Genomic DNA, 21,156 nt, shown 5'->3' on the forward strand with positions numbered 1-21,156 from the left:
GTTCATGCCCTAGAAATAGGCCTTCGGCTTGATTGAAAGTATCCAAACGGAGGCGGTATGGGGACTTGGTCCTTGCAGGCAGCGGAATCCTGAGTGGCGACCCAACTGCCGCTGCTGCACTGGAGCAGATGACGCCGCCCTGAGCATCGCGCCCGAGTGATTCCAGGGCATGTGGATTGATGTGGAAAGGCGCAGCGGGAGCGTGGCCAACCCTCTCCGAAATTCATACGGACAGCACCCCCCGCCGTTATGGCGAACGTATCAATGCACCCGGAATGATGGTCGTGCCGACCACTCTCGCGAGGCGCACATTGCTCCATGCCAGAACGTTGAGCACTCCAGTTCTGACAGCCGCTATATGGAAGCCAGGGCGTCCACCCGGAGTAGCGAAATAGCAATTGGTGAACGCGACATTGGTCGTCGTGCCGGGACTTGCGAAGATGAAAACGGTGCGATCGCCGTTCCAGAAAATGCAGTTGTTGTAAGTTACAGTTCCCGAGAAATTATCAGCCCACTGCATACAATCTGAACTGACAAAGCCAGGTTGAGGCTCATTATCATTGTAGCACTTGAAGCTACAATTGGTGAAGTTGACCGTCGCCTTGTCTCCCAGGTACGGGTACGCTTGGAACGCGTCAGAGTGATCGCCGACCTTGGCGACACAATTAAAGAAGCACTGGTCCATATTCGTGATACCGCCGCCGTTCTGGCGGGGACCTTCACGCCAATCGATTCGGCACTGGACAAAGTTGCTTACAAGAGAGCCGCTCGATTGGATCGCAAAGCACGCATCGCCATTCTTGTAATTGGGACTGTCGATCCAATCTTTGTTGGCTTGCGTACCAGACGAGAATGGACCGCCGGGTCCTGGAACATTGCCGGCGAACCTCGCGTCGCTGAGTGACATCGGGATCGTGATTTCAGACGGTGGCGGCGCGGCCGCCGCTGATGGACGAATAACGCAGGGACCCGCAATAATCAGTCCCGAGGCTCTCTTTATAAATTTCCTGCGATCCATGTTTGGCCCTGCTTCCGGCTTGTACGTCATACGCAGCACGCCCAATCGCCATTTGCGCCCCGCAATCGTACTTCCCCCGACCGGGAGATGGTAGCCGAGCCCATCATCGATTGTCATGGTGCCCCTCTGCTGCTCGCAACCAAGCAACCGCAGCGCGAGTGCAAGGGGACGTTCGTCTTATATCCTCAGCTAAGCTGGAAGACTCTATGTTCGGACGCGTCGCGCGGGATGGCAACTCCAACTTGTGACACGCAGGCAACGAAGCTAGGCTGATTCAACAAGGGGCTAATGATGCGAATTGGGGCGCTTATTGTAGTCTTTTTCGGGCTGATCGTGTCTGCTCACGCTGCGCCAGCGACGCTGGTTTGTAGTGGCAATCTAACGGCCGACGGCAAGCCGATAAAACGTAGGTGGCGAGACGGCAATATTGGACATTGAACGAATGTCCTTCAAGCATCCATTGTACCCAGAATTCCCGCTAATCCGAGTTGACGAAAACGAACTAACTTTTGGAAGTGAGCTTCCCAAGCTTTCCACTTGGTAGGTGGCTCATCGGGAAAAACGTAGAGGATTTCCAAGACATTTAGGAGGTGCCGGCTGGCGCGCTCGGAGAGATTCGAACTCCCGACCCTCGGAATCGAAATCCGATGCTCTATCCAGCTGAGCTACGAGCGCGTGCGGTTCGTGTCGATTATCAGAGTTGGGCCGGAACGGCCAGCGGGGGAGAGCGGGAAAGATGCTCCCGCACGTCGTTCCGCTCCCGGTCCCGCTTTCAGAAGCAGGGATGCCGGCGGCCGTCCTGGCCGATATAGGCGGAGGCGCTCTGGCGGCATTTTACCGTCGCCGGGCCGTCGTAATAGGCGAACGTACCGGGCGTCGGCCCCGGGCCGTAATTGTGGAGGTAGCTGATCTGATAGGGCAGGTGCCCGGCGTAGTGCCGGTGGTGGTGGTGATGGCGGTAATGGCGGGCGTCGGCCACGCTTGGGGCGGCAGCCATGGCGGCGAGAACCGCTGCGGCGGCGAAAAACTTCAGTCTGGGCATTGTGCGTCTCCAGGGCCAGCCGGGGCGATTCTGGCCGATCCGGCCTTTCATTTAGCGCGGTTTGGAGGGAAAAACTGCGGGAAATCGGCCACATCACGTCAATTTTTGGCCCATTCTGGATGCTTAACGGTTTCCCAACACAGTCCGGCCAGAGTTTTGGGGTCTGGTCCGGGGCCCGCAGCCGGCTTTGTTTGAGGCGACCAAGGCGACTGTCACATTGTTCATGCGCATCACGCTTCTCGCCCTGTTGTTCCTTGCTCTCGCGATGGCGCCGGCGCGTGCCGTGCTGCACATCACGCGCGACCACGGCGGCTACGTCGATGAGTACAAGGCCAAGTACAAGCGCATCCGCGATCGCGGCGATCGCGTCATCATCGATGGCATCTGCAATTCCGCCTGCACGCTGGTGTTCGGCATCGTGCCGATGAACAAGATCTGCGTCACGCCCAGGGCGAGCGTCGGTTTCCACCAGGCCTATTACGACAAGGCCTTCACCTTCGGCATCAAGGTCACGAGCCTCGACGGCACCTCCGACCTGATGTCCTATTACCCGCAGACGGTGAAGGACTGGATCCGCCGCAACGGTGGGCTGACCACCGAAATGAAGAAGATCAAGAACGGCGTTGAGCTCTGGAAGATCGTCGATCCCTGTCCGGAAGAGTGGTAGGGCGGGCCGGTTTCAGTCATTTGCCTCACCGCAATTTCCCTCGTCATTCCGGGGGCCCAATTCCCACGCCCTCCGTCATTCCGGGGCGATGCGAAGCATCGAGCCCGGAATCCATCTGTCCGCTCGCGCATGTGGCGCAATGGATTCTCTGATGTGCAATTGCACATCAGAGCTCGCGCCAAGAGGCGCGCCCCGGAATGACAGCGGAGGAAAATTCGCAAGCGATTTCAACCTGATTTGCGCCGTCCAGCCCTCACACAAAAAACATTCCGCTTCCGCCGTCGGGCAAATCAGTGATTTAACTCCGCGCGTCTCACGGCGGATGAGGGGCGGGTCGCGATCGTCACGAACGTTGCGGTGGGATGCGGTGGACGCGATTGACGTGACTGACGAGCACGCGCATCGCGGACGGCGAAGTCGTGTGGTCCTGGCGCCCCGACGCTGGCGCTAAGTCCTGGGGGATGGAAACATCCCTGAGGATGACGGTGGCAAAAGAGCCCGGTCACCGGGGAGAGCACGAAGGAAACCGTAACACCATCGCGCAGGGAAAGCCGGAATGCTTCGGTTGAACCTGTGGTCCTACCCCCGTGCTTTTTGTTGCGCGGGACCCACGGGTGCAACCAGCACCCGGCTTTCCCTGCGCCCTCTGCGATCGAGGAGGGTGAAAAGTAAAGCAAAACTCGGGCACTTCATGCCGCGAGAGCGCGAACGCACATCGTCACGCTATTTGAAATTTGAATCCGAACCTCGCCCCTCGTCGTCCCGGCGTTCGCCGGGACGACGAGGGGCGAGGGCCGCGGCTTTGCTCAGCGCTTCGACTTCTTGGCCTTCTTTTTCTTGGAGGTTTTCTTGGTGGCTTTCTTGGACGTTTTCTTCGGCGCCTTTTTGGCTTTCTTTGCCGACTTCTTGGCGGCCTTCCCGGTCTTCGTCGGTCTCTTCTTCCTGGCCGCCGCTACCTTCTTCGCCACTTTCTTGGCGGCCCTTCGCACCTTCTTCGCGGCTGTCGCGGCGGCTTCGATGGTGGCCGTTGCGGCGGCGCCGAGCGTGTCGGTGACCTCTTCGATTACGGGCTTGTCGTCGTCCATGTCATCCCCCAACAGTTGAACGAGAGCACAACGATAGCCGGATTCTTGAAAGCGTCAAATCGATGTCGTCATTTGCGCACCGCTCAGTTCGGCGTAGTCGGCAAGCGCGATCGCTCTCAGGGACAGATGCCAGCGACCGGCGCTTCGATTGTCGTCCTGTCTTCGCTACTGCGCGGGCGTGGCGCGCCTGCGGTCGAGCGCTGCGACTGCATCGCTCAGGATCGCCTTGATCCGGTCGATGCCCTGCGGATCGAGCACGGATGGATCAAGGTAGAAATCCAGCCCGGCCGTCCGCTCGACGATGACGTCGCCTTTGGCGGCGTCGTCCAGCACGTTGTCGATGGAATAGGGGATCACCTCGCGGCTGATGCCCTTCATGGTGATCGCGGGCAGCGGGTGGGCCTGGATGATGTCCCTCGCCAACGCGAAGGTCTCATAGCTGACCACGATGCCTCCGGGCTCGGCGATCGATTGCAGCCGCGCCGCCAGATTGGCTTCGGCGCCGATGATCGTATAGTCCATCCGGTCCACGCTGCCGAAATTGCCGACATTGCAGTAGCCGGAATTGATGCCCATGCGCGACTTGAAGGGCTGTTCGATGCCGGCGGCGCGCCACTTGGCGTTCAGCTCGAGCAGGCGGCGCTGCATCTTCCAGGCCATCTGGACGCAGGCCTCGGCGTCCGCTCGATCGCCCTTGGTTTCGGGATCGCCAAAGAAAATCAGCATGGCGTCGCCGATGAACTTGTCGATCGTGCCGCCATGCTGGTGGGCGATCTCGGACATCTCGGTGAAATACTCGTTGAGCAGTTGGGTGATCTGCTCCGGCTGCAGCCGCTCGGTGGTGGCGGTGAAATTCTGGATGTCCGAGAAGAAGATCGTCAGTTTCTTCCGCTCGGTGTGAATGGTGACGTCTTTCTGGCCGCTGAAGATGCTCTTGTAGATCTGCGGCGGGATGTAGCGCGATATCTTCAGCGACAGCGTTGCGAGGAAATCGTTGTTGGATTCGAGCTCGCGGTTCATGGCCTGGATCTGCCGGGCCTGGCGGCGCTGCATCATCAGGAAGGAGAGGCCGCTGATGCTGGCGAGCGCCAGGTAGGCGAGCAGATATTTGAAGGAGAACAGGTTCGCCGCGATCGGCTGCATGATCGCGACCTCCTGGATGCCGCGGACATCGCCCACCTTCCAGTCCGTCTTGGGGCTTTCGGGATGGGAGTTGTGGCAACTGACGCAGGCCGGCCCCATGACGACCGGGGCGACCAGCCGGACACGGTCGCTGAACAGCGATGTCGTCGTGTCGACGATCTTCTGGTCCGGGTTGGTGCGCAGGCTCTGCAGCGAAGCTCTCTCGAACTCATCGAGCTGGTGCGGTGCCCGGTTCTTGAACGGGAAGTCCGAGACGAAGCGGTAGGTGATGTTCTGCTGCTGCTCGCTGATGACCTTGCCGAGTTCGAGCGACAGCGTCGCCGGGATCGGGATGGCGCCCGGAATCGTCTCGTAGTTGTGGACGACCTGGGTCTGGCCGGGATGGGACAATATCCGTCCGACGACGTTCGAGGCGTAATAGGAGCGGACGCTGCTGACGAGGGAATTGAGGTCATTGGCCTGCCGCCGGAGCGCGACTTCAGCGAGACTGGTCAGGTCGAGCCATACCGCGACCGGAAGGGCGGCGAGCAGCAGCGCAATCAGGAACCCCGTCAGTGCCGCGGAGCGTATTTGTCTGGGATTGCTGTCCATCGCGATGATCCGATTCCTGCCCGTTCGCAGACTAAACTTCCATTGCAGCCATCGCCTGTAAAGCGCGGCTACCAAGCAGCTTTCTTCAAATTGATGCGTAACTGGAGCGACTTGCCGCGGCGGATGAAGGTGCGGGTGCCGGCAGTCGGTGACGGCCCTGGGTTAGGCGGAGAGGGCGATCCGGAGGGAGAAAATGCAATTCGGAACAGCTCCATCATGCCCGGCGCAAGGCCGGGCATGATGGTCGGATATCGATGGCGCGAGCCGCTACTTCGGCTGCGGGACGATGCGGATATAGGGCTTCGGCGCCTTCCAGCCCGCCGGGTAGATGGTCTTGGCTTCGTCGTCGCTGACCGAGCCCGCGATGATGACGTCTTCGCCCTGCTTCCAGTCGGACGGCGTCGCGACGCGATGCTTAGCGGTGAGCTGCAGCGAGTCGATGACGCGCAGGATCTCCTGGAAGTTCCGGCCGGTGGTCATCGGATAGACCAGCACCAGCTTGATCTTCTTGTCGGGGCCGATGATGAAGACGTTGCGGACGGTCTGGTTGTCCGCCGGTGTTCGGACGAGGGGATCGCCCGAGGTCGAGGCGGGCAGCATCCCGTAGAGCTTGGAGACGTTGAAGTCGGTGTCGGCGATCATCGGGTAGTTCGGCGCGGCACCCTGGGTCTCCTTGATGTCTTCAGACCATTTGGCATGGCGGTCGACCGGGTCAACGGAAAGGCCCATCAGCTTGACGCCGCGCTTGTCGAATTCCGGTTTCAGCCTGGCGAGCGCGCCGAGCTCGGTGGTGCAGACCGGGGTGAAGTCCTTGGGATGCGAGAACAAAAGCGCCCAGCTATTGCCGATCCAGTCATGGAATTTAATTTTGCCCTCGGTGGTTTCGGCTTCGAAATCGGGGGCGGTCGCGCCAATGGGAAGTGTCATCGTGTTGCCTCATGCTATTGAAGTGGCTAAAGAATTTTCTGTGCCGGTGTGCACGCGAGTATAGGAGCTGCAAGGGCTTAAGTGAACCACTGTAGCTAAAAGGTGAAATCATTCTCTTTTGTGACGGAACTTCGAGCAACTTCTTTTGATCGGCCTGCCTGCGGCGAAAAAACCCATAATGCCCGCAAGAGCACGGATTGCCGTGGAATTGCCTTTTATGGTCCCCATCTGCGGGGTCCGATCTGCTAACGGGCTCGAACCGTGACAGCGGTCACAGCGACCAATTGGCAACTATGTACAAATGTCGAAACCCCGGTTTCGAATCGGTAACCACTCGTTTACGCCGGCATGGAAATGCTGGACTGAAATAAGGAACTGAGAAGTCTCGCTATGTCTGCCCCCAGTATCGAGGCGACCGATGTGGTCGCCCTGCAACCGTCCTGCCGTAAGACCGCCGCGCATGCGCTGACCATTGTACGCGATGGCGTGATCACCGGCGAAGGCCCCACCACCAAGGGCCGTATCCATTTTTCCCGAGCGCTCGATGCCGATGACACCGCCTGGTGCGCGCGCATCCTCACCGCTTCCGCCGTCGCCCACCAGCCGGTGAGCCGGGAGGAGGTCGCGGCGCTGTTCGAGATCAACGAAGCCGCGGCCGAGCGCAGCGACGATGGTCGTTTCGACGACCTCTTGGCCAAGGCGGTCGCCCATCACGCCGCCTCGATGTCCGGCCTGCCGGTGCCGCCGCGCACGGTTGCGCTGTCGCCGGACACCGACATCGAGAGCTGGGCGCCCACGCACGCCGGCAATATCGACATCAAGGTGCTGGAGTGGATCGCGAGCCAGATGCGTGGCAAGCGCCGCACCAGCCACGCGCTCGCCGCGATGGTCGCCACGCTGGTCGGCGCCGCGGCGCTGCCGCTGGTGCAGCTCCCGAATGTGCTCGATATCGGGTTGATGTAAATCGCCCGACAGCGAGAAGAGGATCAACGGCGGGGCTATTTCCCCGCCGTTTTCTGTTTGCCGCTCTCGACCTCGAGGCCCAGCGTCCGCCCCGGAAAACCGGCGACGTCGAAATAGCGGGTCGACAGCACGCGCTGGAACTTGATGACGGTGCGCAGCCCGTTGGTGTCCGGCTTCGAGGTGACGGTGCCGTCGGCCATCTTCGGGACGATGCCGTTCGGGATCGCTTCCGACATCACCCGACCCAGCAGCCCGCCATTGGCGCTGGCGCGGAGGTCCAGGAGCTTGGCGATGGTCATGCCGACGTCGGCGTTGCTGACGGGAAGGGGATCGACATAGCCGGATTTGAAGTCGGGTCCGATCGCCGCCATGAAGTTCAGCGTGTCGCCCCGGCTGAAGCTGCCGTGCATGCCCTGGCCCTGGCGCAGGACCGTGTCGGCGACCTGGACCGAGCAATTGGTCGGCTCTTCGCAGCCCGACGACCAGGAACGGAAATTGACTACGATCGACGGCGTCGGCGTCGCCGCCTTGCCACGAAGGTTGAGCTGGGAGATCGGCAACGTGCCGGGGAAGCGCCCGAGCCGGTCATCGACGAACAGGCCGCTGACATAGTCCTGCTCCAGCAGCGCCTTGATGACGCGCCCAGTGAGCTTCTTGTCCCGGTTCGGCAGATAGATCAGGTCCGATCCGCCATTGGTGGCCACGACGACGTCGGGCTTGGCGGGGTCCTGGCCGAGCACGCCGTTGCCGGCCTTGGGATGGGCGTTGTCTGCGACACGGGCGTTCTTGTCGTTGGGATCGAACAGCGGCAGGTCCAGCGCCTTGGCCAGATCGATCGCCAGGAAGCCCATCGGCAGGAAATCCTTCGGCGTGTCGTCGTAGGAGATCTTGGCGGAGGGGCTGGTCTTGCTCTCCTTCGAGATCGTCGAGAAGCCATGGTCGGCGGAGACGATGATGTTGGTCGAGGCGGCGAGCCCGAGCTCGTCGAGCGCCTTGCGCAACTGCGCGAGGTTGTCGTCGGCGTTCTTGATCGCGGCCATCGAGGTCGGCCCGTTGATCCCGGGCGTGATCGTGTTGAGGCTGTCGCCGGTGTTGTGCTGGCTGCCATCCGGGTCGCGCGACCAGAACACCAGGACAAACGGCTTGTTGCGCGCCTTGAACATCGGCAGCACGACCTTGGTGGCGACGTCCGCGAAATAGGCCTGCTGGGCGACATTGGCGACCGTGGTGCCGGGTGTCTTGGCGTCGCCGGCCTTGCCATTGTCGCCGCGGCTTGGCGTCGTCAGGGGCAGGTTGGCCTTAGTGAGCGCATCCTTCACCTCCTCGGATACGGGAACGCCATTCTTGCCGCCGGTGGAATCGTCGAAGATGATGGTGTGCTTGCCGCGATCGGTGTGGTCGAACAGCAGCGTCGGGCCGACCTTGCCGATGGCGGCGGTGCTGAAACCCTTCTCGCGCGCCATCTTCAGGATGGTCTCTTCGTTCAGATAGTCGCCGTTGAAGTGATCGTCGATGTCGGCCAGCACCGCGTCATTCTCGATGAAGGGCACAACGGTGTCGCCTGCGGGGGCCGAAGAATAGCCAGTGTAGATGGTGTTGCTGAAGGTACCGGTGTCGCCGAGATAGTGGCCGGTCGACATCGCCGAGCTGTTGGCCATGGTGAAGGTCGGAAACAGCGAATGCGAGTTCTTGAAGTTGACGCCCTTGTCGCGGATACCCGCCATCGCCGGCGCCGTCTGCGGAGTGACGATGCGCGAGCGCAGGCCGTCGGGGATGAACAGGATCACGTTACGTGGCGTGCTGTTCTGGGCCGATGCGGCCCCGGCCGCGAGCGTGATCAAGCCTGCCGATAGCAATGTTATTGTGCGGCGCATCTTCATTTCCCCCTGTCAGAAGCGACGATCCTGCGATCGATCGTCGCACCCGTTTAGTTTTGCTATATGACAGAATTGTTACAGGCGGGCTCCTGTGCGTGCTCTGCGACAGGTTTGTCAACGCGCCGTCCGAACCGTGCGTAGAGCGCCGGGAGGACGGCCAGCGTCAGCAGTGTTGCGCTAATCAGGCCGCCGATGACGACGGTCGCCAGCGGCTTTTGCACCTCCGCGCCCGTGCCGGTGGCGAAGGCCATCGGCACGAAGCCGAGCGCCGCCACGAGTGCGGTCATCACGACCGGGCGAAGCCGGGTGAGGGCGCCATTCTCGATGGCCTGCCGCAGCGGCATGCCGTCCTCATAGAGCTTGCGGACCAGGCTCAGCATCACAAGGCCGTTCAGCACGGCGACGCCCGACAGCGCGATGAAGCCGACCGCTGCTGAGATCGAGAACGGCATGCCGCGAAGCCAGAGTGCGGCGATGCCGCCGGTGAGTGCGAGCGGCACGGCGCTGAACACCACCAGCGCATCGCGCGCCGATCCCGTGGCCGCCAGCAGCAAGAGGAAGATCAATGCAAAGCAGGCCGGCACGACGATGCCGAGCCTCTGCCGGGCCGCGGCCAGATTCTCGAACTGTCCGCCCCAGCTCGTCCAGTAGCCTGGCGGCAGCTTGACCTGCTGGCCGACCTTGGCCTGGGCTTCCGCGACCACCGAGCCGAGGTCACGGCCGCGCACGTTGGCGGTGATGACGATGCGGCGCTTGCCGTTCTCGCGGCTGATCTGGTTCGGCCCCTCGGTGAAGGAGAAGCGCGCCAATCGATTGAGTGGAAGGCTCTGGACCGGGGCGTTGGGCGTTGCCTTCGGCAGCGCCACGGGAAGGTTGCCGAGCGCCTCGAGGTCGGATCGCAACGCTTCCGGCAGCCTTACGACGATGTCGAACCGGCGGTCGCCCTCGAACACGACGCCTGCGTCCTGGCCGCCGACCGCGGCGCCGATCACATCCTGCACCGCCGCCGCGCTCAGACCGCGACGGGCGATCGCGGCGCGGTCGACCTTGATATCGAGGACAGGAAGGCCGCCGGCCTGCTCCACCTTCACGTCGGTCGCTCCATGCACCGAGCGCAGGACCGAGGCCACTTCGTTGGCCGCTTTCAGCATCGGCTCGAACTCGTCGCCGAACACCTTGACGGCGATGTCGCCGCGAACGCCGGCCAGAAGCTCGTTGAAGCGCATCTGGATAGGCTGGGTGAATTCATAGACGTTTCCGGGCACGCGATTGACGGAGCTTGCGATCTGCTCGACCAGTTGCTCCTTCGTCATCGACGGATCCGGCCATTGATCGCGCGGCTTGAGCATGATGAAGGTGTCGGACGCGTTCGGAGGCATCGGGTCGCTCGCGACCTCGGCCGTTCCGGTCTTGGAGAAGACGAAGGCGACCTGCGGCAAACGGCTGACGGCGTTCTCGACCGCAAGCTGCATCGCCTGCGATTGCGACAGCGCGGTGCTGGGAATCCGCAGCGCATGCATGGCGATGTTCTTCTCGTCCAGCGACGGGATGAACTCCTGCCCGAGGCGCGCGAAGCCAGCGAGTGCGACCGCAAACAGCACCGCAGCCGTTGCGATGACGGGCAGCGGGGCGGCAATCGCATAGCGCAACAGCGGCCGGTACAGGTGCTTCAAGGCGCTGACGAGCCCGCTTTCATGCTCCTGTACGCGTCCCGTGACGGCAATGGCAATCGCTGCGGGAACGAGCGTCAGCGACAGAACGAATGCCGATGCCAATGCCAGGATCACGGTCACGGCCATCGGCGTGAACATCTTGCCTTCGATGCCGGTGAAGGTGAGGAGCGGCACGTAAACCAGGAGGATGATGGCCTGCCCGTAGAGGCTCAGGCGGATCATCTCGACCGCGGAGGCGCGCACGGTGGCCAGCCGCTCGTCGCGGGAGAGGGGACGCCCAAGGTCGCGCTGCCGCTCCGCCAGATGGCGCAGGCTGTTCTCCGTAATGATGACGGCGCCATCGACGATCAGGCCGAAATCGAGTGCGCCCAGGCTCATCAGATTGGCGCTGATGCGGCCCTGCCACATGCCGATCGCAGTCATCAGCATCGCCACGGGGATCACCAGCGCGGTGATCAGCGCTGCGCGAAAATTGCCCAGTAGGACAAACAGCACAGCAACGACCAGCAGTGCGCCCTCGCTCAGATTGGTCGCAAGCGTTCTGACGGTGGCATCGACCAGCTGGGTGCGGTCGAGCACGGTCTTGACCTCGACACCCGGCGGCAGTGTCGGCGCGATCTCGCGCAGTCGCGCATCGACCGCCGACGACACGGTGCGGCTGTTGGCGCCGATCAGCATCAGCGCCGTGCCGACCACCACCTCGTGGCCGTTCTCGCTGGCACTGCCGGTCCGGCTTTCGCCGCCGATCGTGACGGTGGCGATATCGCGGATCCGCACCGGAACGCCGCCGCGCGTAGTGACGACGATGGTGCCGAGTTCCTCCATGTTCTCGATGCGACCGCCGGAGCGCACGACGAATCCCTCGCCGTTCTTTTCGATATAGCGCGCGCCGCGGCTGACATTGTTGGCCTCGATCGCGTTCGCAACATCGGCAAAGGTCAAGCCGAGGGCGATCAGCTTCGCCGCATCCGGATGGACCTGGTACTGCTTGAGATAGCCGCCGATCGTATCGACGCCGGCGACGCCCGGAACAGTCTTGATCTGCGGCCGGATGATCCAGTCCTGTACCGTGCGCAAATAGGCGTTCTTCTCGATGTCGCCTTTGAGCCGCGCGCCGTCGCTGGTGACAAAGCTTCCGTCCCGTTGCAGGCCCGGCGCGCCGTCGGCTTCGACCGGTTTGTCGGCGAACCGAACGGTCCACATGTAGATCTCGCCGAGCCCGGTCGAGATCGGACCGATCCGCGGCTCGATGCCTTGCGGCAGGCGTGCGCGAACCTCGGCGAGGCGTTCGGTGACCTGCTGACGCGCGAAGTAGATATCGGTCGATTCGCTGAAGACCGCGGTCACCTGTGAAAAGCCGTTGCGCGACAGCGAGCGGGTGCTCTCGAGGCCGGGCGCGCCGGCGAGCGCCGTCTCGACGGGAAAGGTGACCTGCTTCTCGATCTCGAGCGGCGACAGCGCGTGGGCCGCGGTGTTGATCTGCACCTGCTTGTTGGTGATGTCGGGCACCGCGTCGATCGATACCCTCGTCAACGCAAAGCCGCCGAGCGCCATGACGACGGCGCAGAGCGCAACGACCACCCAGCGGCGGTGAACGGAGAAGCCGATGATCGCCTCAATCATGGCCATGCTCCGCTTCGGCCTTTTCCAGCTCGGCCTTGAGCGTGAATGTGTTGGCGACGGCGATCGTCTCTCCGGGCGATAGACCGCTCACGATCTCGACGTCGTCATCATCCTCGCGACCGGTACGCACCTGTCGCGCCTCGAACCCTTCGGCGTCACGGACGAATATCGTGGCGTTGCCCTTGACGGTCTGCAGCGCCTTCTTCGAGACGATCACCTTGGAGGGCTCGCCGCCGAGCGGCACTTCGGCGGTGACGAAAGTGCCGGGCCTCCACCGGTGATCCCGGTTCGGCAGCGTCGCGATCACGCGAGCATTGCGGGTCTCGCGATCGAGCAGGGGGCTGACAAAGATCACCCGCGCGACCGCTTCGTCGTCGCTACCGATCGCGCGGATCGTGACCAGACCGCCCTCGCGCACGGCGGCGATGTCTTCCGGGGAGACCGCGAGATCGACCCAGATATCGTCGAGATTGACGATGACGAACAGTTCGCTTTCCTGGCCCTCGCGGCCGATCAGCCCGCCGAGGTCAACGCGCCGCTCCGAGACCCGGCCCGAGATCGGCGCACGTAAATATTGTTGGCGCAGGCTTTCCGGCGGCTGGTTCGGGAGATCGGCGATCTCCTGTTCGGACAGACCCAGCGCGAACAGCTTTTGCCTGGCGCCGTCGAGCTTGATCCTAGCGTCGTTGGCGGCGAGCTGGGTCCGCAGGAATTCGTTTTCCGACATGGCCCGGCTTTCGGCCAAGCTTTTTTGTCTGTTGTAGAGGGTCTGCTGCAGATCGTTGGTCAGCCGCGCGGCGAGGTATTCGCTCTTGGCGTCCGCCACTTCGCGGCTTTCGATGACGGCGACGATCTCACCTTTTTCGACACTGTCGCCGAGGCGCTTGCGCAGTTCGCCGACCGTTGCCAGCACGCGTACGGAGACGCGGCCGACGTGGTCGGCGTCGGGAATAAGCGAGCCTGGCGCCAGGAAATGGCGTCTGAGCGTACCGCCCGCAACCGGTGCCAGCCTGATGCCGGCATCGCTGATCTGCTCCTCGCTCAGCACGATGCGCTCGGTGCCGTGATCCTCGCTTTCGGCTTTTGCTGTCCCGGTCGTCGCCGCTTCCGGTTGCGCTGGCGTTCCCGACAGCGGCCAATGCGACCAAACCGTGATGCCCAGGCCGCTGCCGATGATGATGCCGGCAACGAAAAGAAGAATCCGTCTCATATATGCCTTCCCGCCGCGCGCGGGTCCGAGCCCGGCGCTGCTGCCATAGCCATGCGTGCAAGTTGGGCGCGCTGCCGGGAGGCAGCGCGGCCGGATCGGTCATGCTGATCGGATCAGGCGCGGGGTGGCTTGAAGGGAGAGATCGGTTCGGCCGCTTCGGGGGCACGTATGGCAAGGAAGCGATAGGCGTGCGCGGTATACTCGATCGTGATCGACGTGTCCTGTGTCGCCACGGTCGATACGTGGGTCAAGCAATGATCGCCATGGGGCAATGCTGGATGGACGGGAGCGTTGTCGGTGGCATCACCGGCGAGTTGCGCGATCGACAGTGCCGGCACTGCATCGTCGCTGTCGAAGCCGAGACCGTGAAAGAAGGACAGCACGAGCGCTAGCGAGATCAGTCCCGCAAGCAGGCTGCGCCACCGGCGCGACGGGGCCTTGCAGGTCGAAGAATCCGGTGCGGCGAAGCGAGAATCCATGCCGTTAGTTAGCGCCGCCCCGGTACCGATTCAAGTCAGCAGAGTGCTGAATGCTATAACGTTACGCTTTCGCCGGCGGTCGCTTGTTCCTTGTGACGCGGAACATGATGGCGCGACGACGGAGTCGCGCAGTTAGGGGCATTGTAAAAGCCGGCTTCCGATCGCTGCGGCGGATCGCCTCGCTTATGGTCGGGCAGGCTGAGATGAAGTAGAACTTCCTGGACAGCCGGCTTGGCGGAGGTGGGGAAATGCTCGCACGAATCGTGGTCGCAACTCTTCTCATGATCTCCAGCGCGTTCGCGCAGGAGCGCTCAATCACGGTGGCATCGACGACATCGACCGAGCAATCCGGGCTGTTCGGTTTCCTCTTGCCGCGCTTTACGGCGGCAACCGGGATCGGTGTCAAGGTCGTCGCGGTCGGCACCGGCCAGGCGCTCGACATCGGACGGCGAGGCGATGCCGACGTGGTGTTCGTGCATGATCGCCCGGCGGAGGAGAAGTTCCTGGCCGAAGGATTTGGCGTCAAGCGCCAGGACGTGATGTACAACGATTTCGTGGTGATCGGGCCAAAGGCCGATCCGGCGCATATTGCCGGCGGTAAGGACGTCACGGAAGCGCTGAAAAAGATCGCCGCCGCGAAGGCGACCTTCGTCTCGCGTGGCGACCGCTCCGGCACGCACCAGGCCGAATTGCGGCTATGGAAGGAGGCGGGCATCGACATCGCGACGGCGAAGGGATCCTGGTATCGCGAGATCGGGCAGGGCATGGGGCCCGCACTCAACATGGCCGCATCCGACAATGCCTATGTGCTCTCCGATCGCGGCACTTGGCTGTCGTTCAAGAATCGCGGCGATCTCGCGATCCTGACCGAGGGCGACCGGCGCCTGTTCAACCAATATGGCGTGATGCTGGTCAATCCGGCCAAGCACCCGACCGTGAAAGCCAAGGATGGCCAGGCCTTCGTCGACTGGCTGATCTCCGCCGAGGGACAGAAGGTGATCGCCGACTACAAGGTCGGGGGCGAGCAGCTATTTTTCCCCAACGCGTCCGACTAGCAGGAACGCGACCGTGCTGACGGTCACGCTGAGGCCGAGCAGGATCAGGCCGAGCCCGAGCGCGAGTGGCAACTCGCCCTTGCTGGTTTCCAGCGCGATCGCAGTCGTCATGGTCCGGGTGTAGCTGCGGATATTGCCTCCGACGATGATGATGGCGCCGACTTCGGCGATGGCGCGGCCGAACGCGGCGAGGAACGCGGTCAACAGCGAGGCGCGGCCAAGCGACGACAACAGCGCCATGCTGCGCAGACGCGACATGCCATCGGTGCGCATGAGGTCGGCATATTCCGCCCACAATAGCGAGACCGGACGGTGCACGAGTGCGACCACGATCGGCGTGGCGAGGATCGTCTGCGCGACAATCATGGCGCTCGGCGTGAACAGCAGTCCGGCAAAGCCGAGCGGACCGGAACGCGACAGCAGGAGGTAAAGCGCCAGTCCGACCACCACGGGCGGCAGGCCGAGCATGGCGTTCACCAGCACGATCGTGGCCTGCCTGCCCTGAAACCGGCTAATCGCGAGCAGGACGCCGAGGGGGGCGCCGATCAGCAGCGCCAGCAGGCTCGCCGTCAGGCTGACGCGCAACGATAGCAGGACGATGCCGATCAGCTCAGCGTCAAGACTTGCGATCAGCGAGAGCGCCGTCGCCACCGATTGCGTGAAATCATTCATCCTGCTGCGCGCTTGGCCGCCCCGGTGAAATCGCCCGAATGAAGATTGCCGGCTGCCACCATCCAGCAAACACCTAAATCTCTCATAAACTGCGTAACGTCCAATACCGCACAAGCGATGTTGCGCGGTCGAAATCTGGTAACACTCAGAAACAAAGTTCCATGTTAACCGGCTGATAACTCATTTTCCTAACGCCCTCTTGGGTTGTGTCTCCTACAACAAGCGCTTGTAGGGGCAGGGAAATGTCAGACAGCTCGGCCAAGAGCGATATTTTGCAGAGCCGGTGGTGGCCGAAATGGGCCGCCGCGGCGCCACCGCGATTGAGCGCAATTCAGTGGCTCGTGCTGTGCGCGGCTGCGCTCGTGGCCGCGATCGGGCTCGGCACCGGGTACCTGGCGCTGCAATTCCGGGAGCGCGCGCTCGATCTTGCCGAACGCGAACTCTCCAACACGGCGCTGCTGCTGTCCCGCCATTTCGATCAGCAGCTCTCCGATCTCCAGCACGTGCACGATGATGTCGTCGCCAACATGCGGGCGGACGGGGTCGATACGGCCGATCAGTTCGAAAAGGTGATGTCACTGCTGAGTGCGCACGAAATGCTGCACACCAGGCTTGCGGCGCTGCCGCATGTTGGTGGTCTCAATCTGTTCAATGCCGAGGGATGGCTGATTAATTCCTCCGAGATGTGGCCGGTGCCCGACCTCAATGTCAGGGATCGGCGATATTTCAGGGAGTTCACCTCCGGCAAGCCGACGCCGGATGTCATCGTCGAGCCCGCCGTGAGCCGCGTCACGGGCAAGTGGACGACGCTGTTCGCCCGCAAGATTGTCGACGGTAATGGCGCCATCATCGGCTTTTCCAGCCGGGGTGTCGAGCCCAGCCAGTTCGAGGATTTCGTCGCCTCTTTGGCGCTGAATGGCGACACAATCATCTCAATGATCCATCGCGACGGCACGGTGATCGCCCGCTATCCCAAGGATGACGGGGCGGTCGGTAAGAGCGTAGCCGGTCTCCGGCCATTCCAGAAGGCGCTGACGCTTGACGGGAATATCTCGGGGCGCTTCAGCACTGAAGATGCCGAAGACAAGATCGGGGCAGTTCGACCGCTCACTCATTTTCCGATCCTGATCGTTGCCACGACCAAGACCTCGACCGCGCTCGCCAACTGGCGGGCGCAGACGAAACTGCAGTTCAGCGCTGCGATCCTGGCGATCGTCGTCGTCATCGTCACGATCTTCCCGATCGTGAGACAACTGCAGCGACAGCATGAGGCCGCGCGCCAGAAGCTATCGGAGAAGAGCCTTCATCTCGACACCGCCATCAACAACATGACCCAGGGGCTGTTGCTGTTCGATGCGTCGGGCCGGCTCGTGGTCTGCAATCAGCGCTATCTCGATATGCTCGGCGTATCTCCTGACGTCGCCAAGCCCGGATGCCACCTGCGCGATCTCGTGCTGCACCGTCAGGCGATCGGATCCTTTATCGGCGATGTCGACGAATATTGCGCGCACTTCATCGGACCCAACAGCAGCGAGATCGGCGAACGCCATTTCTCGACGCAGGACGGGCGAATTATCCGAATGATCTTCAAACATTCACCGGACGGGGGTTGGGCCACGACATTCGAGGACGTGACCGAGCGGCGCCGTGTCGAGGCGAAGATCGAACATCTCGCCCATTACGATCCGCTGACCAATTTGCCGAACCGGACGCTGTTCCAGCGCCACGCCGAAGGCTTGCTGCTCGAAACAGCCGATGTGCAGTTCGCGATCCTCTATATCGATATCGACGAGTTCAAGCGCATCAACGATTCGCTCGGCCATCTGATCGGTGATGAGTTCCTCAGAGGTGTCGCCGAACTGTTGCGGCAGTCGATCGGACCGGAGGATTTCATCGCGCGTCTCGGCGGGGACGAGTTCGCTATCGTTCAACGCGGCATCACGGCCGATGGCGATGTCAGCGCGCTGGTTGAACGGATCTATCAGGCGCTGCGGACGCCATTCGATTGCCACGGCCATCACTTGTCCGGCGACGCCAGCATTGGCATCGCGGTCGCGCCGCGGGATGGTACCGATCTGCTCGGCTTGTTGAAACGCGCGGACCTTGCGATGTACGCAGCCAAGGCTGCCGGTCGCCGCACCCACCGTTTCTTCGAGCCGGAAATGGAGAAGGAGGCCAAGCTCCGCCGCGAGCTCGAAGCCGATATGCGCACTGCGCTGGTCGAGGGCGGGTTTGAAATCCATTACCAGCCGCTCGTCGACCTGCGCAGCGACGAGGTGACCGGCTGCGAGGCGCTGGTGCGCTGGCGGCATCCGGTGCGCGGCATGGTATCGCCGGCCGAATTCATTCCGGTCGCGGAGGAGACGGGCCTGATCGAGGAGATCGGGCAGTGGGTGCTGCGAACCGCCTGCACCGAGGCTGCCACCTGGCCCGCCCATGTGCGGGTGGCGGTCAACGTATCGCCAATTCAGTTCAAGTCGGATGCGTTGTCGTTGAAGGTCGCAGCGGCATTGGCCGAGAGCGGGCTCGATCCGCGCCGCCTCGAGCTCGAAATCACCGAGGCCGTGCTGATCGCGGACGATGATGCCGCGCTGATCGCACTCAACCAGCTCCGCGCGCTCGGCGTCCACATCGCGCTGGATGATTTCGGAACCGGTTATTCCTCGCTGCAATATCTGCAGCGCTTCCCGTTCGACAAGATCAAGATCGACCGCAGCTTCGTCAAGGAAGTCACCCGCAACAGCTCGTCGGCGTCGATCATTCGCGCGGTGGTGAGCATCGCGGCCGACCGCGATATGATCACGACGGCGGAGGGCGTCGAAACCGAGCAGCAGCGCGACACTGTGCACATGCTGGGCTGCACCCAGATGCAGGGCTATCTGTTCAGCGCGGCGCGCACGGCGCAGGAAATCCGGGCGATGCTGGCGTCCGAAGCCGCCGAGGTGGAGAACGCGGCCTGATCGGCGACGCTTCAGCGTTCGCGCCGATTCTTGCCGTAGCCTGTGATGGGGCGCAACAGCCGTTCGGTCAGCACGCCGATCGCAAGGCCGGCAACGACATCGCTCAGCCAATGCGCAAGCAGGACGACGCGTGTCAGCACCAAACCTCCACCGATCGCCCATACCACGTTGCGCTTTGCCGGCGGAAGCACGGTTGCGGCTGAGGCGATTGCACCGACGTGAATCGCATGGCCGGACGGAAAAGCGTCCTCTGGCTGGCCGGAGAACGGCACGCCATGAAGGTGACCTCGGGCTGTCCGTCGATCGGGGCGCTCCTGGTCGAATACCGTTTTCAGCACGTGGGGCAGGATAGTCGCGACGATCGTGGTCAGGAGGATGTGGTTGCTGTTGCGGCGCTGCTTCGCGTCCTTGTCGCGAGAATAAAGCCACCAGCCCAACGCAAGCGCGCTGAGCACGTGCTCATCCGCGCCCCAGGTCAGGACCTCGGCGACGCGCTCGGCTGTCGGCGTCGTGTATTCCGATACGGTGTCGGCGATAGCCTTATCAGCACGGGTTGGCTGCACCCGGAAAAGCGCCATCGTATTCTCCCTTCGAGAGTACAAACCTTTGACGGCCGTGATGGTTTCGCGGGCGCACCCGCGCATAGGAACGAAAATTTCGGCCACGAGTTTGCCGCTCACGATCCCGAGGAGAGGCAAGCACCATGAAGAGATCGATCGTGGTGACGGCGGTTGCCGTCGCCCTTATTTCCACCTCGGCAGCCGCGCAATCGGTCGGCGAGAAGACCGGCGTCAATTCGGTACTGGGCGTCGCACCCTCAACGGCGGATTTCGTGAAGGAAGCCGCGATCAGCGACATGCTGGAGATCGAGGCGGGCAAGGTCGCCGAGCAGAAGGGCAATGCGGAGGAGAAGAAGTTCGCGTCCCAGATGATCGCCGACCACACCAAGACCAGCAGCGAGCTGAAGGGCCTGGTCACGAGCAGCGAGGGCGTGCAGATTCCATCGGGCTTGGATTCATCTTCGCAAAGCAAGCTCGACAAGCTGCGCGACACCAAACCGAACTTTGCAAGCCAATATAACCCGATGCAGGTGAGCGCGCACAAGGATGCGGTGTCGCTGTTCGAACGCTACGCCAAGAGCGGCGACAATCCGAAGCTGAAGGATTGGGCCGGCAAGACGCTGCCGACGCTGCGGCACCATCTCGAGATGGCGCAGGCGCTGGACAAGAATCGCAAGTGACGCCGCGGCGTCACGCCTTGCGCTGGTGGCGCGTCCATTGCACGATCAGCGGCAGAGCGTACCAAAATCCGACCAGGCCGAGAAAACTCGCCGTCGCGCAAGTGGCGGCGAGTTCGCGGTTGGTGATCCTGCCGAGAACGACGTAGCTCTCTGCGGCTATGCCCGCGGCCAGAAACAGCGGCGCCGCTGTCACCAGCGCGGAGGCTGTGCCCAGAAATCTCGGAGAATCTGCGCCGCCATAGGAGAGCCGGTGCAGGGCGGCTGGCGTCATCAGGAGGATGACGTTCACGGCGACGAGGCCGAGCGCGACGGCATGCACGATCTTTGCCGTCTGCGGCATCTCATCAAATCCAGCGGTAAGCATGGCGATGAATTGAAAGCCGAACAGGGCCTGTGCGCCGGGGATGATGACCCGCGCTTCGGTCAGCAGTTGCTCGACTTTTGTCGCGAGCGGGGTTGTTCCTCCTGAATCGGGCATTGGTGTTCTCTCCCGGTGAAACAGCTCCAATCCGAACCACGCAAAGCTTGATGCGAGTATCAGCGCGAGTCCGCTGGTGGTACCCGCGAACCAGCCGAAATGTCGTTCGATCACGACGTAGGCGGCAACGCCAAGGCTCAAGGAGAAGGGAACCAGGCCGGCGGTCGCGTACAAAGAGGTCGCGCGGACGAGGCGCTTCGACGATGAACCTCCCTCGACCATCCGGTGTTCCATCGAGGGGATGATCAGGAGCCCCAGCGAAAGCGTCAGCAGCGCAAGCCCAACGGCGCAGAGCATTTTCGACGCGGAGGAGAGCGATGGAAAGCTGGTCTGGAAGAAGGCCTGGAATTGAAATCCGAGCAGGACCTGGATGCCGAGGACAAGCAGACGAGTTTCGTCAAGCGCCGTCTTGACCATGCGGTCCAGCTTCTCGGACATCCTGGCCGCACTCCT

17 protein-coding genes and 1 tRNA gene are annotated in these 21,156 nt (G+C 62.5%); 5 read left to right on the forward strand and 13 right to left on the reverse strand.

Features of this window, described 5'->3' with window-relative positions; all coding sequences use genetic code 11:
• Positions 1-247: 247 nt before the first annotated feature.
• The 3 genes from AC5ZG5_RS12275 to AC5ZG5_RS12285 all read right to left on the reverse strand — a co-directional run bounded on the left by AC5ZG5_RS12275 (position 248) and on the right by AC5ZG5_RS12285 (position 2,060).
• On the reverse strand, positions 248-1,135 hold the full coding sequence (locus tag AC5ZG5_RS12275; RefSeq protein WP_456645486.1) for a hypothetical protein: 888 nt from the start codon (positions 1,133-1,135) through the stop codon (positions 248-250).
• A gap of 481 nt (positions 1,136-1,616) precedes the next feature.
• Positions 1,617-1,693, reverse strand: a tRNA-Arg gene (locus AC5ZG5_RS12280).
• Positions 1,694-1,790: 97 nt separating this feature from the next.
• Positions 1,791-2,060, reverse strand: coding sequence for a hypothetical protein (locus tag AC5ZG5_RS12285; protein ID WP_130230579.1), 270 nt, complete (start codon positions 2,058-2,060; stop codon positions 1,791-1,793).
• 223 nt (positions 2,061-2,283) lie between these two features.
• Between AC5ZG5_RS12285 and AC5ZG5_RS12290 the strand changes: the two genes are divergently transcribed.
• Positions 2,284-2,727, forward strand: a complete 444-nt coding sequence (locus AC5ZG5_RS12290; RefSeq protein WP_028164026.1) for a hypothetical protein — start codon at positions 2,284-2,286, stop codon at positions 2,725-2,727.
• An 806-nt stretch (positions 2,728-3,533) separates the two neighbouring features.
• Here the strand turns inward: AC5ZG5_RS12290 and AC5ZG5_RS12295 are convergent.
• The 3 genes from AC5ZG5_RS12295 to AC5ZG5_RS12305 all read right to left on the reverse strand — a co-directional run bounded on the left by AC5ZG5_RS12295 (position 3,534) and on the right by AC5ZG5_RS12305 (position 6,473).
• The gene (locus tag AC5ZG5_RS12295; RefSeq protein ID WP_456645485.1) at positions 3,534-3,812 is read right to left on the reverse strand and encodes a histone; all 279 of its coding nucleotides are present in this window, start codon (positions 3,810-3,812) and stop codon (positions 3,534-3,536) included.
• A 165-nt stretch (positions 3,813-3,977) separates the two neighbouring features.
• Complete coding sequence (locus tag AC5ZG5_RS12300) at positions 3,978-5,546, reverse strand: adenylate/guanylate cyclase domain-containing protein (RefSeq protein WP_456645484.1); 1,569 nt, start codon at positions 5,544-5,546, stop codon at positions 3,978-3,980.
• Between the two features lie 267 nt (positions 5,547-5,813).
• A complete protein-coding gene (locus tag AC5ZG5_RS12305) occupies positions 5,814-6,473 on the reverse strand; it encodes a peroxiredoxin (protein ID WP_456645483.1) in 660 nt (219 codons plus the stop codon).
• A gap of 390 nt (positions 6,474-6,863) precedes the next feature.
• Between AC5ZG5_RS12305 and AC5ZG5_RS12310 the strand changes: the two genes are divergently transcribed.
• On the forward strand, positions 6,864-7,436 hold the full coding sequence (locus AC5ZG5_RS12310; protein WP_456645482.1) for a hypothetical protein: 573 nt from the start codon (positions 6,864-6,866) through the stop codon (positions 7,434-7,436).
• A 35-nt stretch (positions 7,437-7,471) separates the two neighbouring features.
• Here AC5ZG5_RS12310 and AC5ZG5_RS12315 read toward each other — a convergent pair whose 3' ends face one another.
• From AC5ZG5_RS12315 to AC5ZG5_RS12330, 4 genes are all read right to left on the reverse strand, one after another.
• Entirely contained in the window at positions 7,472-9,310 is a 1,839-nt protein-coding gene (locus AC5ZG5_RS12315) for an alkaline phosphatase family protein (protein ID WP_456645481.1), read from the reverse strand.
• Between the two features lie 62 nt (positions 9,311-9,372).
• Positions 9,373-12,609: an efflux RND transporter permease subunit gene (locus tag AC5ZG5_RS12320; protein ID WP_456645480.1), complete on the reverse strand. Its 3,237-nt coding sequence runs from the start codon at positions 12,607-12,609 to the stop codon at positions 9,373-9,375.
• Positions 12,602-13,819: an efflux RND transporter periplasmic adaptor subunit gene (locus AC5ZG5_RS12325; RefSeq protein WP_456645479.1), complete on the reverse strand. Its 1,218-nt coding sequence runs from the start codon at positions 13,817-13,819 to the stop codon at positions 12,602-12,604. Before AC5ZG5_RS12325 ends, AC5ZG5_RS12320 begins: the two co-directional genes overlap by 8 nt.
• Positions 13,820-13,932: 113 nt before the next feature.
• Complete coding sequence (locus tag AC5ZG5_RS12330; protein ID WP_456645478.1) at positions 13,933-14,298, reverse strand: hypothetical protein; 366 nt, start codon at positions 14,296-14,298, stop codon at positions 13,933-13,935.
• A gap of 248 nt (positions 14,299-14,546) precedes the next feature.
• Here AC5ZG5_RS12330 and AC5ZG5_RS12335 point away from each other — a divergent pair, with 248 nt between their 5' ends.
• On the forward strand, positions 14,547-15,353 hold the full coding sequence (locus AC5ZG5_RS12335) for an ABC transporter substrate-binding protein (RefSeq protein WP_028164017.1): 807 nt from the start codon (positions 14,547-14,549) through the stop codon (positions 15,351-15,353).
• On the opposite strand, the gene AC5ZG5_RS12340 is transcribed toward AC5ZG5_RS12335, so the two are convergent.
• The gene (locus tag AC5ZG5_RS12340) at positions 15,327-16,025 is read right to left on the reverse strand and encodes an ABC transporter permease (RefSeq protein WP_028164016.1); all 699 of its coding nucleotides are present in this window, start codon (positions 16,023-16,025) and stop codon (positions 15,327-15,329) included. The genes AC5ZG5_RS12335 and AC5ZG5_RS12340 overlap by 27 nt on opposite strands.
• A gap of 242 nt (positions 16,026-16,267) precedes the next feature.
• Between AC5ZG5_RS12340 and AC5ZG5_RS12345 the strand changes: the two genes are divergently transcribed.
• Positions 16,268-18,985, forward strand: coding sequence for a bifunctional diguanylate cyclase/phosphodiesterase (locus tag AC5ZG5_RS12345; RefSeq protein ID WP_456645477.1), 2,718 nt, complete (start codon positions 16,268-16,270; stop codon positions 18,983-18,985).
• Between the two features lie 11 nt (positions 18,986-18,996).
• On the opposite strand, the gene AC5ZG5_RS12350 is transcribed toward AC5ZG5_RS12345, so the two are convergent.
• Positions 18,997-19,563 (reverse strand): phosphatase PAP2 family protein, encoded by a 567-nt coding sequence (locus tag AC5ZG5_RS12350; protein ID WP_456645476.1) that lies wholly within the window; start codon positions 19,561-19,563, stop codon positions 18,997-18,999.
• A 125-nt stretch (positions 19,564-19,688) separates the two neighbouring features.
• Here AC5ZG5_RS12350 and AC5ZG5_RS12355 point away from each other — a divergent pair, with 125 nt between their 5' ends.
• Positions 19,689-20,225, forward strand: a complete 537-nt coding sequence (locus tag AC5ZG5_RS12355; RefSeq protein WP_456645475.1) for a DUF4142 domain-containing protein — start codon at positions 19,689-19,691, stop codon at positions 20,223-20,225.
• A gap of 10 nt (positions 20,226-20,235) precedes the next feature.
• Here the strand turns inward: AC5ZG5_RS12355 and AC5ZG5_RS12360 are convergent, their stop codons facing one another.
• Positions 20,236-21,141: a DUF6328 family protein gene (locus tag AC5ZG5_RS12360; protein WP_456645474.1), complete on the reverse strand. Its 906-nt coding sequence runs from the start codon at positions 21,139-21,141 to the stop codon at positions 20,236-20,238.
• Positions 21,142-21,156: the final 15 nt, after the last annotated feature.

Source organism: Bradyrhizobium sp. Ses1, from assembly GCF_059512365.1.

What these genes read in the sequence shown, in the direction of transcription:
- AC5ZG5_RS12335 (WP_028164017.1), top strand. Translation starts at nt 14,547, where the DNA reads ATGCTCGCACGAATCGTGGTCGCAACTCTTCTCATGATCTCCAGCGCG.
- AC5ZG5_RS12325 (WP_456645479.1), bottom strand. Translation starts at nt 13,819, where the DNA reads ATGAGACGGATTCTTCTTTTCGTTGCCGGCATCATCATCGGCAGCGGC.
- AC5ZG5_RS12285 (WP_130230579.1), bottom strand. Translation starts at nt 2,060, where the DNA reads ATGCCCAGACTGAAGTTTTTCGCCGCCGCAGCGGTTCTCGCCGCCATG.
- AC5ZG5_RS12360 (WP_456645474.1), bottom strand. Translation starts at nt 21,141, where the DNA reads ATGTCCGAGAAGCTGGACCGCATGGTCAAGACGGCGCTTGACGAAACT.
- AC5ZG5_RS12315 (WP_456645481.1), bottom strand. Translation starts at nt 9,310, where the DNA reads ATGCGCCGCACAATAACATTGCTATCGGCAGGCTTGATCACGCTCGCG.
- AC5ZG5_RS12305 (WP_456645483.1), bottom strand. Translation starts at nt 6,473, where the DNA reads ATGACACTTCCCATTGGCGCGACCGCCCCCGATTTCGAAGCCGAAACC.
- AC5ZG5_RS12300 (WP_456645484.1), bottom strand. Translation starts at nt 5,546, where the DNA reads ATGGACAGCAATCCCAGACAAATACGCTCCGCGGCACTGACGGGGTTC.
- AC5ZG5_RS12355 (WP_456645475.1), top strand. Translation starts at nt 19,689, where the DNA reads ATGAAGAGATCGATCGTGGTGACGGCGGTTGCCGTCGCCCTTATTTCC.
- AC5ZG5_RS12275 (WP_456645486.1), bottom strand. Translation starts at nt 1,135, where the DNA reads ATGACAATCGATGATGGGCTCGGCTACCATCTCCCGGTCGGGGGAAGT.
- AC5ZG5_RS12295 (WP_456645485.1), bottom strand. Translation starts at nt 3,812, where the DNA reads ATGGACGACGACAAGCCCGTAATCGAAGAGGTCACCGACACGCTCGGC.
- AC5ZG5_RS12350 (WP_456645476.1), bottom strand. Translation starts at nt 19,563, where the DNA reads ATGGCGCTTTTCCGGGTGCAGCCAACCCGTGCTGATAAGGCTATCGCC.
- AC5ZG5_RS12345 (WP_456645477.1), top strand. Translation starts at nt 16,268, where the DNA reads ATGTCAGACAGCTCGGCCAAGAGCGATATTTTGCAGAGCCGGTGGTGG.
- AC5ZG5_RS12290 (WP_028164026.1), top strand. Translation starts at nt 2,284, where the DNA reads ATGCGCATCACGCTTCTCGCCCTGTTGTTCCTTGCTCTCGCGATGGCG.
- AC5ZG5_RS12310 (WP_456645482.1), top strand. Translation starts at nt 6,864, where the DNA reads ATGTCTGCCCCCAGTATCGAGGCGACCGATGTGGTCGCCCTGCAACCG.
- AC5ZG5_RS12320 (WP_456645480.1), bottom strand. Translation starts at nt 12,609, where the DNA reads ATGATTGAGGCGATCATCGGCTTCTCCGTTCACCGCCGCTGGGTGGTC.
- AC5ZG5_RS12330 (WP_456645478.1), bottom strand. Translation starts at nt 14,298, where the DNA reads ATGGATTCTCGCTTCGCCGCACCGGATTCTTCGACCTGCAAGGCCCCG.
- AC5ZG5_RS12340 (WP_028164016.1), bottom strand. Translation starts at nt 16,025, where the DNA reads ATGAATGATTTCACGCAATCGGTGGCGACGGCGCTCTCGCTGATCGCA.